The sequence below is a fragment of the Actinomadura sp. GTD37 genome (genome assembly GCF_041951365.1).
In the GTDB taxonomy this organism is placed as follows: Bacteria; Actinomycetota; Actinomycetes; order Streptosporangiales; family Streptosporangiaceae; genus Spirillospora.
Genome location: NZ_JBGNUS010000009.1, coordinates 68,388 through 81,895 on the forward strand (window position 1 = coordinate 68,388; position 13,508 = coordinate 81,895).

11 protein-coding genes are annotated in these 13,508 nt (G+C 74.0%); 7 read left to right on the plus strand and 4 right to left on the minus strand.

The features are described from left to right. Nucleotides 1–560 precede the first annotated feature (560 nt). Nucleotides 561–2,000, plus strand: coding sequence for a phospholipid carrier-dependent glycosyltransferase (locus tag ACA511_RS33990; protein ID WP_375028797.1), 1,440 nt, complete (start codon nt 561–563; stop codon nt 1,998–2,000). 18 nt (nt 2,001–2,018) lie between these two features. On the opposite strand, the gene ACA511_RS33995 is transcribed toward ACA511_RS33990, so the two are convergent. Together ACA511_RS33995 and rsmI are read right to left on the minus strand one after the other, a co-directional pair. Beyond that, complete coding sequence (locus ACA511_RS33995; protein ID WP_375028798.1) at nt 2,019–2,321, minus strand: hypothetical protein; 303 nt, start codon at nt 2,319–2,321, stop codon at nt 2,019–2,021. A 140-nt stretch (nt 2,322–2,461) separates the two neighbouring features. Then, nucleotides 2,462–3,298: a 16S rRNA (cytidine(1402)-2'-O)-methyltransferase gene (gene rsmI / locus ACA511_RS34000; RefSeq protein WP_375028799.1), complete on the minus strand. Its 837-nt coding sequence runs from the start codon at nt 3,296–3,298 to the stop codon at nt 2,462–2,464. A 44-nt stretch (nt 3,299–3,342) separates the two neighbouring features. On the opposite strand from rsmI, the gene ACA511_RS34005 reads away from it, so the two are divergent. After that, complete coding sequence (locus ACA511_RS34005) at nt 3,343–5,055, plus strand: dolichyl-phosphate-mannose--protein mannosyltransferase (protein ID WP_375028800.1); 1,713 nt, start codon at nt 3,343–3,345, stop codon at nt 5,053–5,055. 22 nt (nt 5,056–5,077) lie between these two features. Here the strand turns inward: ACA511_RS34005 and ACA511_RS34010 are convergent, their stop codons facing one another. Further along, a complete protein-coding gene (locus tag ACA511_RS34010; protein ID WP_375028801.1) occupies nt 5,078–6,277 on the minus strand; it encodes an MFS transporter in 1,200 nt (399 codons plus the stop codon). 137 nt (nt 6,278–6,414) lie between these two features. On the opposite strand from ACA511_RS34010, the gene ACA511_RS34015 reads away from it, so the two are divergent. The 3 genes from ACA511_RS34015 (at nt 6,415) to bla (ending at nt 9,546) form a co-directional block, all read left to right on the plus strand. Then, the gene (locus ACA511_RS34015) at nt 6,415–7,431 is read left to right on the plus strand and encodes a LacI family DNA-binding transcriptional regulator (protein ID WP_375028802.1); all 1,017 of its coding nucleotides are present in this window, start codon (nt 6,415–6,417) and stop codon (nt 7,429–7,431) included. A 7-nt stretch (nt 7,432–7,438) separates the two neighbouring features. Then, nucleotides 7,439–8,473: a magnesium transporter CorA family protein gene (locus ACA511_RS34020; protein WP_375028803.1), complete on the plus strand. Its 1,035-nt coding sequence runs from the start codon at nt 7,439–7,441 to the stop codon at nt 8,471–8,473. A 107-nt stretch (nt 8,474–8,580) separates the two neighbouring features. Continuing rightward, a complete protein-coding gene (gene bla, locus ACA511_RS34025; protein ID WP_375028804.1) occupies nt 8,581–9,546 on the plus strand; it encodes a class A beta-lactamase in 966 nt (321 codons plus the stop codon). Nucleotides 9,547–9,625: 79 nt separating this feature from the next. On the opposite strand, the gene ACA511_RS34030 is transcribed toward bla, so the two are convergent. Further along, the gene (locus tag ACA511_RS34030) at nt 9,626–11,275 is read right to left on the minus strand and encodes a penicillin-binding transpeptidase domain-containing protein (protein WP_375028805.1); all 1,650 of its coding nucleotides are present in this window, start codon (nt 11,273–11,275) and stop codon (nt 9,626–9,628) included. 113 nt (nt 11,276–11,388) lie between these two features. Here ACA511_RS34030 and ACA511_RS34035 point away from each other — a divergent pair, with 113 nt between their 5' ends. Next, nucleotides 11,389–12,354 (plus strand): LysR family transcriptional regulator, encoded by a 966-nt coding sequence (locus ACA511_RS34035; protein ID WP_375028806.1) that lies wholly within the window; start codon nt 11,389–11,391, stop codon nt 12,352–12,354. A gap of 104 nt (nt 12,355–12,458) precedes the next feature. Further along, on the plus strand, nt 12,459–13,382 hold the full coding sequence (locus ACA511_RS34040) for a serine hydrolase (RefSeq protein ID WP_375028807.1): 924 nt from the start codon (nt 12,459–12,461) through the stop codon (nt 13,380–13,382). Nucleotides 13,383–13,508 lie beyond the last annotated feature (126 nt).

Sequence of the window (13,508 nt, forward strand, 5' to 3'; positions counted from 1 at the left end):
AGTTGTTCCGCGGGGCGGCCCATCGTCGTTCATGATGCCTGCCGAGGACGGGTAATGATGGCCGCTCTCGTCAAGAGCACCCGTATCGTGTTGCCCACTTGCAACCGAAAGACCCTCTCCGCCACGGTCGCGGGCGGCAGGCTAGGACGTCAAGCATACGGGCACGGCGGCCCGGAAAGGCTGGGTCGGCTGTGACGCGCGACGGAAAGAGCAGTGTCGCGAGAAAGAGCAGTGCCACCGGACCGGGGGCCGGACACCGAAGGGAAGGTGCGGCAGTGGCGGGGGAATCGCCGCGGGGCACCGCGCAGGACGCGGCGGACACCGCGTCCGGGAGCGACGCGCCCGGCCGTACGGGCAGTGCCGGAAATTCTGGCAAAGACATTGAGGACAGTCCAAAATCCGGCCCACGGGCCGTCCTGAAGAAGGTGCGCGCCCTCGTCGGGAGAAAAGGCGGCGACACGCCACCGATTGGCGAAACCTCCGACGACGTGGCGGTTTCGGGTGGTAAGCGGCGGGCGCGCGGACTGTGGACGCTGGCGCGCCGGCATCCGGCGTTCAGTGTGATCATTGCCACAGCGGCACTGCTCCGGCTGATCGCGATGCTCGGCTACCAGCCGGTGATGTTCTTCAACGACAGCTTCGACTACCTGCACGTCGCGACCGACCCCTATCCGCACCCGCTGCGCCCCGACGGCTACGCGTTCCTCCTGTACGTCCTCAAGCCGTTCCACAGCTTCGCGCTCGTCGCCACGCTCCAGCACCTGATGGGCCTGGCCATGGGCGTGATGGTCTACGCGCTGCTGCGGCGCAGGTTCGGGCTGCCCGGCTGGGGCGCGGCGCTCGCCGCCGCGCCGGTCCTGCTGGACGCCTACCAGCTCCAGCTGGAGCACCTCGTCCTGTCGGACACGATGTTCACCTTCCTGGTGATGAGCGCGGTCACGCTGCTGCTGTGGCACGACCGCCCGACCTGGAAGATCGCCGCGGCGGTCGGGCTGATCGTCGGGCTGGCCTGGCTGACCCGCTCGGTCGGCATGCCGGTGCTGCTCGGCGTGCTGGTCTACATGCTCATCCGGCGCAGCGGCTGGCGGCCGATCGCGATCACGCTCGCGGCGTGCATGCTGCCGGTGGTGGCGTACATGGGCTGGTACAAGGCCGACAGCGACAAGTTCGCGATCACCGAGAGCAACGGGATCTTCCTGTACGCGCGGGTCTACAAGTTCGCCGACTGCCACCAGATGAAGGACCTGCCCGTCCGCGAGTACCCGCTGTGCACCGAGCCGGCGAACCGGCTGCCGAACTCCCAGGACGGCATCTGGAACGCCCAGTCGCCGCTCAACCGCTACACCGGGACCCGGTTCAGCCCGGAGAACAACGCCCTCGGCAACGACTTCGCCAAGCGCGCGATCATCGCACAGCCCGGCGACTACCTGCGGGTCGTCGCGCACGACTTCTTCCGCGTCTTCCGGTGGGAGCGGACGGTCTTCCCCGACCCGGCCACGTACTCGCAGTACGAGTTCGAGGGCAAGAGCAAGAAGCTGCCCGACTGGCACATGCCCGGCGGCGGGGTCGCGTCCCAGGAGGCCAAGGCGTACGAGCGCGGCAACGCCCAGACGCAGGTCGCGGAGCCGTTCGCCGGGGTCGTCCGCGGCTACCAGGACGTCTTCTACCTGCGCGGGACGATGCTCGGCGGGATCCTGCTGCTCGGCCTGGCCGGGCTGATCCCGCTGTGGCGCCGGTTCGGCGGCGAGGCGCTCCTGCCGTGGACGCTCGCGACCGGGCTGCTGCTCGCGCCTGCGGCGACCGCGGAGTTCGACTACCGGTACGTGCTGCCCGCCGTCCCGCTGGCGGCGCTCGCCGCCGGGACGGCGTTCAGGCCCGAGGTCCGCGCGGTGGTCGCGGGGTGGCGGCGCCGGCTCCGGCGCGGGCCCGGTGCGCAGGACGCGCCGCTGCCGGACGCGCCGGAGATCGAGGCCAAGGTCCCCGAGGTCGCGGCGAAGTGATCCCGCCGGAGGGCGGGGCTACCAGGCGTGCATGCGGCGCAGGTGGAAGACCATCGCCACGTCGCCGCCGCCGCGGGCCTTCGGGACCTCGCCCTCCCTGCCCCGCATCGCCGACAGCGCCTTGACGTTCTGGCTCTGGCAGTTCGGGCAGCAGCGGTCCATCCACGGCGTCGTGCACGGCTGGCCGCCCCGCTCGTAGACGACGGCCTCGTTGCCGTGCCCGTCGCCGGAGTGGCGGACCTCGTACTCCTCGTTCCAGGTCGTCGCGCAGCTCAGGCACTCGAGAACCCATACCTCGTGGCTCGACCATGCGTCCTGCACGGCACTCACCCCCTCGCGCGCGTCCGGTGCACCGCATCCAGTTCCATGGTGGCCCCGCGGGGCCCATCGTGCGCACGCCGCCGGCCACCGATCCCAGTTATTCCCAGAAAGAACTGGTTGGACCGGTCTGATGCCGGTGACTATTTCCTGGCTTTGACAACAGCGTCGTAAACGACCCGCTTCGGGGCGCCGTTCGCCTTCGCGACCTCCGCGATGGCCTGCTTGCGGGGCGTCCCGGCCTCCTCCCTGGCGGCGACGGCCGCGGCCAGGTCGGCCGGGTCGCTCAGCCCGGCCGGCTCGGGCGCGCCCCCGACGACCACCGTGATCTCGCCCAGCACCCCGTCCGCCGCCCACGCCGCCAGCTCGCCGAGCGTCCCCCGCCGGACCTCCTCGTAGGTCTTGGTCAGCTCGCGGCACACCGCGGCCGGACGGTCCGCGCCGAACGCGTCCGCCATCGCGGCGAGGGTGGCGGGCAGCCGCCGCGGCGACTCGAAGAACACCGTCGTGCGGGGCTCGTCCGCGAGGGCGGCGAGCCGCCGGGCCCGCTCCCCCGGCTTGCGCGGCGGGAAGCCCTCGAAGCAGAACCGGTCGGTGGGCAGCCCCGACACCACCAGCGCGGTCGTCACGGCGGACGGCCCCGGCAGCACCGTGACCGGCACCCCCTCGGCCACGGCCGCGCGGACGAGCCGGTAGCCGGGATCGGACACCCCGGGCATGCCCGCGTCGGTGATCACCAGCACGTCCCGGCCGGCCAGCAGCTCCGCCACCAGCCCCGCCGCGCGCGCCCGCTCGTTCACGTCGTTGTAGGACACGACGCGGGCGGCCAGCTCGACCCCCAGGTCGCCCGCGAGCCGGCGCAGCCGCCGGGTGTCCTCGGCCGCGATCACGGGCGCGCCGGCGAGCGCCTCCCGCAACCGGACCGACGCGTCCTCCGGCCGCCCGATGGGCGCCGCCGCCAGCAGCAATGTCCCTGTCACGGACTCATTCTCCCAGCGGACCGCCGCGCCCTTACGATGACTGGATGGCGACGACGGATCTGGTTCCGGCCCCGGCCATCGCGGCGCGGCGCCGGCCGCCCCCGCTGCGGGAGTGGCTCGCGCCCGCGATCCCGGGCGGGGTGCTGCTGTCCTGGCTGGGTCCGCTGCTGGTCACGGCGCTGGCCGGGTTCCTGCGGTTCCACCGGCTGGGCTCGCCGAAGTCGGTGGTGTTCGACGAGACGTACTACGCCAAGGACGCGCTCGCCCTGCTGAAGTTCGGCTGGGAGCACAACACCGTCGACAACGCCGACAAGATGCTGATCGCCGACCCGGACGCGCACATCTGGGGCAGCGGGCCCGCGTTCGTCGCGCATCCGCCGTTCGGCAAGTGGATGATCGCGATGGGCGAGTGGCTGTTCGGCGCGACGCCGTTCGGCTGGCGGTTCGTGCCCGCGCTGGCCGGGACGCTGTCGGTGCTGATCCTGTGCCGGGTCGCCCGCCGGATGACCGGGTCGACGCTGCTCGGCTGCGCCGCCGGGCTGCTGCTCGCGCTGGACGGGCTGGCGTTCGTCACCAGCCGGGCCGCGCTGCTCGACGTCTTCGTGATGTTCTGGGTCCTCGCCGGGTTCGCGTGCCTGGTGAACGACCGGGACCGGTCCCGCCGCGCCCTCGCCGACAAGATCGAGCGCGGGCTGACGTCGGAGTACGGGCCGTTCCTCGCGCACGGGTGGCGGTGGGCCGCCGGGGTCTGCCTCGGCCTGGCCTGCGCCACCAAGTGGACGGGCGTCTTCTACGTGGCCGCGTTCGGGCTGATGGTCGTCCTGTGGGACTACGGCGCCCGCCGCGCGGCCGGCGTGCGGGCCCCGTTCGCCGGGACGATGCTGCTGGAGGCCGTCCCCGCCTTCGTGCAGCTCGTCGTGGTGGGGGTCGTGACCTACCTGGCGACCTGGTGGGGGTGGATCTTCAAGCCGGGCGGCTGGGGGCGCGGCGCCGCGTCGGACCATCTGCTGTGGCGGCCGTTCGAGGCCATGCCGAAGCTGTGGGACTACCACGCGCAGATGCTCGGCTTCCACACCGGGCTGGACGCGAAGCACCCGTACCAGTCCTGGCCGTGGGACTGGCCGGTCCTGCGCCGTCCGGTCGCGTTCTTCTACACCGAGCCGAAGGGCGGCTGCGGCGGCGCGTCCCGCTGCTCCCGGGAGATCCTCGGCATCGGCACGCCCGCGCTGTGGTGGGGCGCGCTCGCCGCGCTGGTCGTCCTCGTGTTCCTCTGGCTCGTCCTGCGGGACTGGCGGGCCGGCGCGATCCTGCTCGGCTTCCTCGCGGGCTGGCTGACCTGGTTCCCGTCGGCGTTCGCCGACCGGACGATGTTCCTGTTCTACGCGACGCCGATGATCCCGTTCATGGTGCTGGCGGTCGTGCTCGTGCTCGGATACCTGATAGGACCGGCGCCCGCCGGCGCGGCGGGCGCGCACGCCGCGGGGCCCGGGGAGAAGGGCTTCGACAACGGCTACGCGCTGCCGTACGGAGCGCACGGGTCGTACGGTGAGCACGGGCCGTACGGGGAGCACGGGGCGCACGCGGTGCCGCCGCCGGTCCAGGGGGCGGGGCTGCGGCGGCTGGTCGGCGCCGCCGCCGCGGGCGCGTTCCTGCTGGTGGTGCTGGCGAACTTCGCGTACTTCTACCCGATCCTGTCGGCGCAGCCGCTCCCGTACGACGACTGGCACGACCGGATCTGGTTCCAGTCCTGGGTGTGACGGACGCCGGTTCGGCGCCTCGCTACAGCGCCGCCTCGGCGGTGGCGGGCCGGGCGCCGGGGCGGAGCGTCCGCCCGCCCAGCAGGTAGAGGGCCAGGGCGAGGACGCCGCCCGCGCCGGCGCCCGCGAACGCGCCCGGGACGCCCGCCGCGTCCTGCCCGACGCCGGCGACGAACGAGCCGAGCGACCCGCCCGCGCCGACCGCGGCGACGACCCACGCGAACGCCTCGGTGACGGTCCCGGCCGGGGCGAGCCGGTCGACGAGCGAGAAGCTGCACGCCAGCACCGGGGCGAGGGAGACGCCGGACACGAACGCCAGCACCGACATGACGGGCAGGCCGGGCGCGAGGACCAGCGGGACGTACCCGGCGGCGAGCGCGGCAAGCAGCCAGCGCAGCCGGCGGTGCGGCTCGCCCGCCCACGGCCGGGCGCCGTAGCCGAGCCCGCCGGCGAGCGCGCCGCCCGCCATGCACGCGAGCAGCAGCCCGGACGCGGCGTCGCTGCCGCGCTCCTCGGCGTAGGCGACGACGGCGACGGCGTAGACGCCGAGCGCGATCCCGGCGCAGGCGAGCGACAGCAGCAGCACGCGCAGGCCCGGGGAGCGCAGCGGTCCGGCCCAGTCGGCGGCGCGCGGCTCGCCCCGCCACCGGCGGGACGGCCCGGACAGCGCGACGACCAGCGTCCCGGCGACGCCGAGCGCGCCGGTGACCAGTAGCGCGGCCTCGGTGTTCAGCACGGCGGCGGCGACGACGAGCAGCGGCCCGACGGTGAAGATGATCTCCTGGGCGGCGGCGTCGAGCGCGTAGGCGGCGTCGACCTGCTCCGGGCCGTCCAGGACGTCCGGCCAGAGCGCGCGCAGCCCGGCCTCCAGCGGCGGGGTGGCGAACCCGGCGAGGATCACGGCGGCCACGGCGACGGGCAGCGGGTCGGCGCCGGCGAGGGCGAGGAGCGCGAAGCCCGCGGCGGCGGCGCAGGAGGCGGGCAGCAGGACGGACGGCTGCCCGTAGCGGTCCATGACGCGGCCGAGGACGGGCTGGCCGGCGGCGGTCGCGAGGCCGAAGACCGCGGCGAGCGTCCCGGCGAGCGGGTAGCCGCCGCCGTCCGCGCGGACGTGCAGGACGACGGCGAGCATGCCCATCCCGTTCGGCAGCCGGCCGAGGAGGGTGCCGCCGAGCAGCCGCGCCGCGTGCGGCCTGCGCAGGAAGAGGACGTAGCCGCGCATCCAGTTGCCCCCGAAGATCCCGTCATACGTATTACTCCGCCCGTCATACGTACCACTTCCGGGGCCGTCCGCTCTAGTCTGTTTTCGTCGCGATGTTCGTCGCGATGTCCGCCCGGGGTGCGCCGAGGGAGGTGCGGGTGCCGGCGATCAGCCGTCCCACCAGCAAGGACGTGGCCCAGGAGGCCGGGGTCTCGCAGTCCACGGTCTCCCTCGTCCTCGGGGACAAGTGGAGCGGGCGCGTCTCCCCCGCCACCGCGCGCAGCGTGCGGGACGCGGCCGAGCGGCTCGGCTACCGGCCCAACCAGGCGGCCCGCAACCTGCGGCTCGGCACCACCCGGACCGTCCTGCTGATGGTCCCGACCCTGACCGCGCCCTTCTTCGGCCCCGTCTACACGGGCGCGGCGCGGGTCGCGGCCCGGCACGGCTTCGGCGTCGTGGTCTCGACCTGGCCGGACGACGCGGACGGGCCGGCCGGCAGCCCGTTCGCCTCCGACGAGGCGATCGACGGGATCCTCGCGTCCTCGATGGCCGTGGACGCGCTCGGCCGCTTCCGGGACACGCCCGCCGTGATGCTCGACAGCGGCCCCGCCGGAACCGTCCCCACCGTGGACTTCGGCGTCGCCGACGGAATGCGGGCGCTCGCCCTGCACCTCGCCGGCCTCGGCCACCGCCGGTTCGGGCACGTGGCCGCCGCCGTCGACCAGTGGACGTTCCACGCCCGCGCCGAGGCCCTCGCGAGCACCGTCGCGTCCCTGCCCGGCGGCCTGCTGAGCAGGGACGCCTGCGCGATCGACGTCACGTCCGCGAAGGACGCCGCGGTACGGCTGCTGTCGGCCCCCGGCCCGCCGACCGCCCTCGTCTGCGACGACGACCTGATCGCCGCGGGCGCCTACAAGGCGGCGCGGGCGCTCGGCCTCGACGTCCCGGGCGACCTGTCGGTCACCGGGTTCGACGACGTGCTGCTCGCGACCGCGCTGGAGCCGGAGCTCACGACCGTCCGGCTGCCCGCCGAGGAGCTGGGCGCCCGCGGCATGACCGCCCTGCTCGACCTGCTCGCGGGACGTCCTCCCGCCGCCCGGGTGCTGCCCGGCGAGCTGGTCGTCCGCGGCTCGACGGCGCCGCCGCGGGCCGCGGCGAACCGGAGAGAGGTATAAGAGGCGCATGGGACCGCACCCGTCCGAGACCGACACCGCCGGGCATCCGGGCAACCGGATCGGCCTCGCGCCGCCGCGGACGCGGGCGTGGCGCGGCGGCGCGGTCGTGGCGGAGGGGTTCCCCGTCGCGGAGGTGAGCGACTACCTGGCGCGCCCGGACGTCGTCGTGTGGCTCGACCTGTGCGCGCCGCGCCACGAGGACCTGCACGTCATCAGCGAGGAGCTCGGCCTCGACCACGTCGCCGTGGAGGACGCGGTGTCCCGGCACGAGCGGGCGAAGCTCGACCGCTACCACGGTTACGCGTTCCTCAACGTCTACGTCCCGGCGGTGGACGACGGTGAGCTGGCGCTGCACGAGCTGTCGGCGTTCGTCGCCGAGCGCGCCCTGGTCACCGTCCGCCAGGACGGCGGGTTCGACGTCGACGCCCTCATCCGGCGGTGGGACGCGAGCCCGGACGCGGGCCTCGGCGAGCCGACCGCCGCGTTCCTCCTCTACGGGATGCTCGACCTCGTCGTGGACCTGCAGCTGAAGGCCGTGGAGACGCTCGACGAGGAGGCCGACGCCGTCGAGGACATGGTGTTCGGCGACGAGTTCCCGGTGAAGGAGATCCAGCGGCGCAGCTACCGGCTCCGCAAGAACCTGGCCGCGCTGCGCCGGGTCGCGCTGCCGATGCGGGAGGTGCTGAACACGCTGCTCCGCCGCGACCTGCCGATCGTCCGCGCGCCGCTGGCGCCCTACTTCCAGGACGTCTACGACCACACGCTCCGCGTCGGCGAGCAGACGGACGCGCTGCGCGACCTCGTCGCCGACCTGCTCGACACGCGGCTGGCGCTGCAGAGCAACCAGATGAACGAGGTGATGAAGAAGGTCACCAGCTGGGCGGCGATCATCGCGGTGCCGACCGCCGTCACCGGGTTCTACGGGATGAACGTCCCCTATCCCGGTTTCTCGGAGCATGACGGGTTCATCGCCAGCGCGGTCATCATCGTCGCCTGCAGCACCGCCCTCTATGTGATCTTCAAGCTCCGCGACTGGCTGTGAGCCGCGCGTCGCCGCACCTCACGGCGCATGAATAGGCGAATTGATATCGGTCGGCGACCCATATCCATATTGGACATCGGCTTCGCCGTTCTGGTCTGCTCACCCGCATGACGAAACACGCTCCCCGCTTCCGGACGCTCGCCGCCGTCCTGGCCGTCTCCGCCGCCTCCGCCGCCGCGGGCTGCGGCTCGGGCGCGAACCCGGACGCGAAGAACGCGGCGCCGCAGAGCAACACGTCCCAGGTGTCCGTTCCCGCACCCGCGCAGGCGGACGTCACCCGGCGGCTCGCACGCCTGGAGGCGGCGCGGCATCTCCGCATCGGCGCGTACGCCATCGACACGGCGACCGGCCGGTCCGTCTCCCACCGGGCGGGCGAACGCTTCGCGTTCGCGTCCACGTTCAAGGCCATGGCCTGCGGCGCGGTGCTGGACAGGGCCCGCCGCACCGCCCCCGGCCTCCTCGACACGGTCGTCCGCTACACCGAGGACGACCTCGTCGACTACTCCCCCGTCACCGAGAAGCACGTGAAGACCGGCATGACGGTCGCGGACCTGTGCCACGCGGCCATCACCCAGAGCGACAACACCGCCGGGAACCTCGTGCTGAAGCAGATCGGCGGGCCCGCCGGCCTCACCGCGTTCCTCCGCTCGCTCGGCGACCGGGTCAGCCGCAGCGACCGCTGGGAGACCGCCCTCAACGACTGGCGGCCGGGCGAGAAGCGCGACACGACCGCGCCGCGCCCCTGGGCGGAGGACCTGCGGGCGCTCACCGCGGGCGGCGCGCTCGTCCCGGCCGACCGCACGCGCCTCGTCGACTGGATGAAGGCGACGGTGACCGGGGACGGGCGCATCCGCGCCGGGCTCCCGAAGGGCTGGACCGTCGGCGACAAGACGGGCACCGGCGGCACGTACGGCACCGCCAACGACATCGCGATCGCCTACCCGGCGTCCGGCGCCGCCCCGCTGATCATCGTGATCACCACGAACGGAAAGGCGCCGGCCGCCGAGGCCGACGACAAGGCCGTGGCCCAGACCGCCGCCGTCCTGGCCCGCGCCCTGCACCCGACCGACTAGAGCCCCCTGCGTTGACCTGCGGCGTGTTGTTGTTATCAGCCCGGCCATAACAACAACACGCCGCAGGTCAACGCGCCCGCTAGAGGGCCTTCAGGAACGTCGCGGCGATGGGGGCGGCGGCCTCGGCGCCGGTGCCGCCGCCCTCGACGATCACGGCGAAGGCGACGTCCTTGCGGTAGCCGATGAACCACGCGTGGGTGGGCGGGTTCTTCCCCGAGCCGAACTCGGCGGTCCCGGTCTTGCCCGCGGTGCCGGCCGGGAAGCCGACGCCGGACGCGGTGCCCTCGCTGACCACGGCGGGCATCAGCGCGTGCAGGGCCTTCTCGACGGCGGGCTCCAGCTTCTTCGGCGCCTCCGGCTTGCGGCCGCCCGCGTCGGCGGCCTGGCTCGCGAGGGCGGCGTCGACGATGCGCGGCGACCGCCACGTCCCGTCCGCCGCCGCGGCGGCGACGCTCGCCATGTTGAGCGGGCTGGTCAGGACCTGGCCCTGGCCGAAGGACGCGGACGCGAACGCGGTGTCGTCCTTGTTGGCGGGGAACGCGGCGCGGACGGCGGGGAGCCCCGCGATGATCGGCGCGTTGAAGCCGAACTGGCCGGCGACCTGCGCGAGCCGCTTCTCGCCCAGCTTGTCGACGGCGAGGCGCGCGAACGTGGTGTTGCAGGAGTGCGCGAACGCCTCGCGGAACGGGACCGTCCCGAAGTCCTCGTGCTGGTAGTTGTGGAACGACCGGCCGCCGACCGAGGTCGTGGCCGGGCAGCCCACCTTCGTGGACGGGGACGTCCCGCCCGCGACGAGGGCGGCCGCGGTGACGACCTTGAACGTGGAGCCGGGCGGGTACTGGCCCATCAGCGCCCGGTTGTAGCCGCCGGGCTTGTTCGCCACGGCGAGAATCTCGCCGGTGGACGGGCGCAGCGCCACCATCGACGCGGGCTTGTCCACGCGCGCGAGGGCCTTGCCGGCGGCGGCCTGCGCCTTCGGGTCGATCGTCGTCTCGAGCGGCCGTCCCTCGGTGCCGCCGAACCGCTGCAGCGTCTTCACCGGCCGGTCCCCGGCGTCCACGATCTGGACGGCGAGGGCGGGCGCGCCGGCGAGGCGGCGCTCGTACTGCTTCTGCAGGCCGTCCGCGCCGACCGGGTCGCCCTTGCGGTACGGGGCGCCGAGCTTCTTCGCGGCGTCCTCGGACGCGGCGGCGACCGGCCCGGCGAGCTGCCGCGCCGACCCGGACTGGGAGGCGCCCAGGTCGCTGCCGTCCGCCGCGAGGACGGCCGCGCGGTCGGACCAGGCGCGGGACGCGCGCAGCCGCTGCCCCTCCCGCAGCGTCGGGTACAGCACCTGCGGCGACCAGTGGACGAGCCACTCCCCGTCCCGCTCGACGAGCGGCAGCGAGCCCTCGTAGGTCCACTTCCGGTCCCCGGCGAGGGTCAGCTCCGCGGTGTAGGACCCGCCGGCCTCGTCGCCGTCGGGGTCCCCCACCGAGGCGACGGTGTAGCGCTGCGCGGTGACGCCCAGGTCGTCGCGCATCCGGGTGAGCCGCTGCTCGAAGTCGGCCGGCGGGCCGTCGGTGAGCGCCTTCATCGCGGCGAGGTCGCCGCCGCTCCAGGCCGCGAGGTAGCGCTTGGCGGCGTCCTCCGGGTCCTCTCCGTCGCGCAGGAACCACACCGCCCCCGCCCCCAGGATCACGACCGCCACCGCGATCGCGGCGGCGGTCAGCGCACGGGATCGGCGCATCGTCGAACTCCCTTCCCCCTGATATGGAGGCACAAGGACATCAGGCGCCGCCCGAAAAGTCCAAGATTGATATTAATGTCACAGGGATACCGATATTGATATCGTGGCTGGTCGTGAACCTGGTGGGGCATCTGCGGTGCTTCGTCGTGGTGGCCGAGGAGCTGCACTTCGGTCACGCGGCGGAGCGGCTCGGCATGGCCCAGCCGCCGCTCAGCCAGCGGATCCAGCGGCTGGAGCGGGAACTCGGGGTGCGGCTGTTCGACCGGTCCAGCCGGAAGGTGGAGCTGACCTCCTCAGGACGGCTGCTGCTGGACGAGGCCCGTGACATCCTCTCCCGCGTGGACCGCGTCTACTCCGTCGCCGAACGCGCCAGGCTCGGCGAGGTCGGCACCGTGCGCGCGGGCCTGCCGAGCGACCTCGGCGGCCGGGTCCTCGCCGCGCTGATCGCCGCGTTCCGCGACCGGCGCCCCGACCTGCGGCTCGACCTGCGCGAGACGGGCACGGCCGGCCAGGTCCGCGCGCTCGCCGACGGGGCGCTGGACGCCGGGGTGGTGCGGCACCCGTGCGACACCCGCGGTCTGGAGCTCGGCCCTATGCTCGGCCGTCCGCTCGGCGTGCTGCTGCCCGCCGGCGCGGGACTCGCCGCGTCCCCCGAGGTGCATCTCGCCGACCTCGGCGGCCGCGACCTCGTGGTGTTCCCGCGCGAGGAGGCGCCGGGCGCGTACGACGAACTCCTCGCGGGCTGCCGCCGCCACGGGTACGCGCCCGCCGCCGTGCACGAGGCGCGGCACCCGCAGTTCGCCCTCGGCCTCGTCCTGGCGGGGACGGCCGTGTCGCTCGTCCCGCGCACCGACGACGCCCCCGGCGCGGCCTGGCGCCCGCTGGTGGGCGAGCCGCTGGCCTGGCGGACGTCGTGCGTGTGGCGGCGGACCCGCGATCCCGGGCACGCCCGCGCGATCGCCGACTTCACGGCCGTCGCGACCGCCGTGCTGCGCAGCGAGGCGGGCATGGCGCCGCTGGACGCCGCCGCGCCCGCCCGCCGCGTCGTTCCGCGGCCGTCGTCTGGATTCCTGGCATGAGCGAAGCGGACCGGGGGGTGTGGGGGGTCGGCCCCCCACAGGAAACCGGCATGAGCGAAGCGGACCGGGGGGTGTCGGGGGTCGGCCCTCCACAGGAAACCGGCATGGGCGCGTGGGGGGGCGGCCCCCCGCGCGGGACCGGCGCGAGTGAGGTCGGCGAGCGGATCGAGGCGGAGTTCCGGGCGGCCGGGGTCACCGGGTTCCTGCACGTCGTCGACATGGACACCGGGCAGGAGGTGGCCGTCCGCGCGGGCGAGCCGGTGGTGCTCGCGTCGGTGTTCAAGGTGCCGCTGCTGGTGGCGTTCCACCGGCGGGCAGCCGACGGCCTGCTCGACCCGGCCGAGCAGGTGACGCTGTCCGCGGCGGACCGCACCGCCGGGCCGACCGGGGTGTCGGCGCTGCTGGACGAGGTGCGCATGTCGCTGCGCGACCTCACCTGCCTGATGATCACCGTGAGCGACAACGCCGCCGCCGACGCCGTGCTGGACCGCGTCGGCCGGGACGCGGTCAACGCGGCGAGCGCCGCGCTCGGGCTGCGCGACACGGTCGTGGAGGTCGGCGGCCGCGAGCTGCACGAGTCCCTGCTCGCGGACGCCGGCGCGGCCACCTTCGCGGACGTGTGGGCCAGGCTGGACGAACCCGGCGTCCTCGGCCGCCTGCGGGCCCTCGACCCGCGCCGCACCAGCCGCAGCACGCCCCGCGACATGACCCGGCTGCTGTCGCTGATCTGGCGGGACGAGGCCGCGCCGCCGGACCACTGCGCGGCGATGCGCCGGCTGATGGGCCTGCAAGTGTGGCCGCACCGGCTGTCGTCGGGCTTCCCCTACGACGACGTCGTGGTCAGCGGGAAGACGGGCACGCTGCCGACCGTCCGCAACGAGGTCGGCGCGGTCGAGTACCCCGACGGCGCCCGGTACGCCGTGGCGGTCTTCACCCGGTCGCTCCTGCCCATCGCCGTCCTGCCGCAGGCGGACGCCGCGATCGGCGCCACGGCCCGGCTCGCGGTCGAGTCCCTTCGTCGCTCATGAACGCGGCGGACGCCGAACACGAAAACGTGTCACATCCAATACGAGGTATCCGGGAGACAGCCGGGCCGACAGCGCCCCGGAAAACATAGGCTGTACCCCGGTTTTGACTGTCCTTGGGAGTGTTCT

Coding starts and splice junctions, on each gene's coding strand:
- ACA511_RS34040 (WP_375028807.1), top strand. CDS start 12,459: ATGGGCGCGTGGGGGGGCGGCCCCCCGCGCGGGACCGGCGCGAGTGAG.
- ACA511_RS34020 (WP_375028803.1), top strand. CDS start 7,439: ATGGGACCGCACCCGTCCGAGACCGACACCGCCGGGCATCCGGGCAAC.
- bla (WP_375028804.1), top strand. CDS start 8,581: ATGACGAAACACGCTCCCCGCTTCCGGACGCTCGCCGCCGTCCTGGCC.
- ACA511_RS34010 (WP_375028801.1), bottom strand. CDS start 6,277: ATGCGCGGCTACGTCCTCTTCCTGCGCAGGCCGCACGCGGCGCGGCTG.
- ACA511_RS34005 (WP_375028800.1), top strand. CDS start 3,343: ATGGCGACGACGGATCTGGTTCCGGCCCCGGCCATCGCGGCGCGGCGC.
- ACA511_RS34030 (WP_375028805.1), bottom strand. CDS start 11,275: ATGCGCCGATCCCGTGCGCTGACCGCCGCCGCGATCGCGGTGGCGGTC.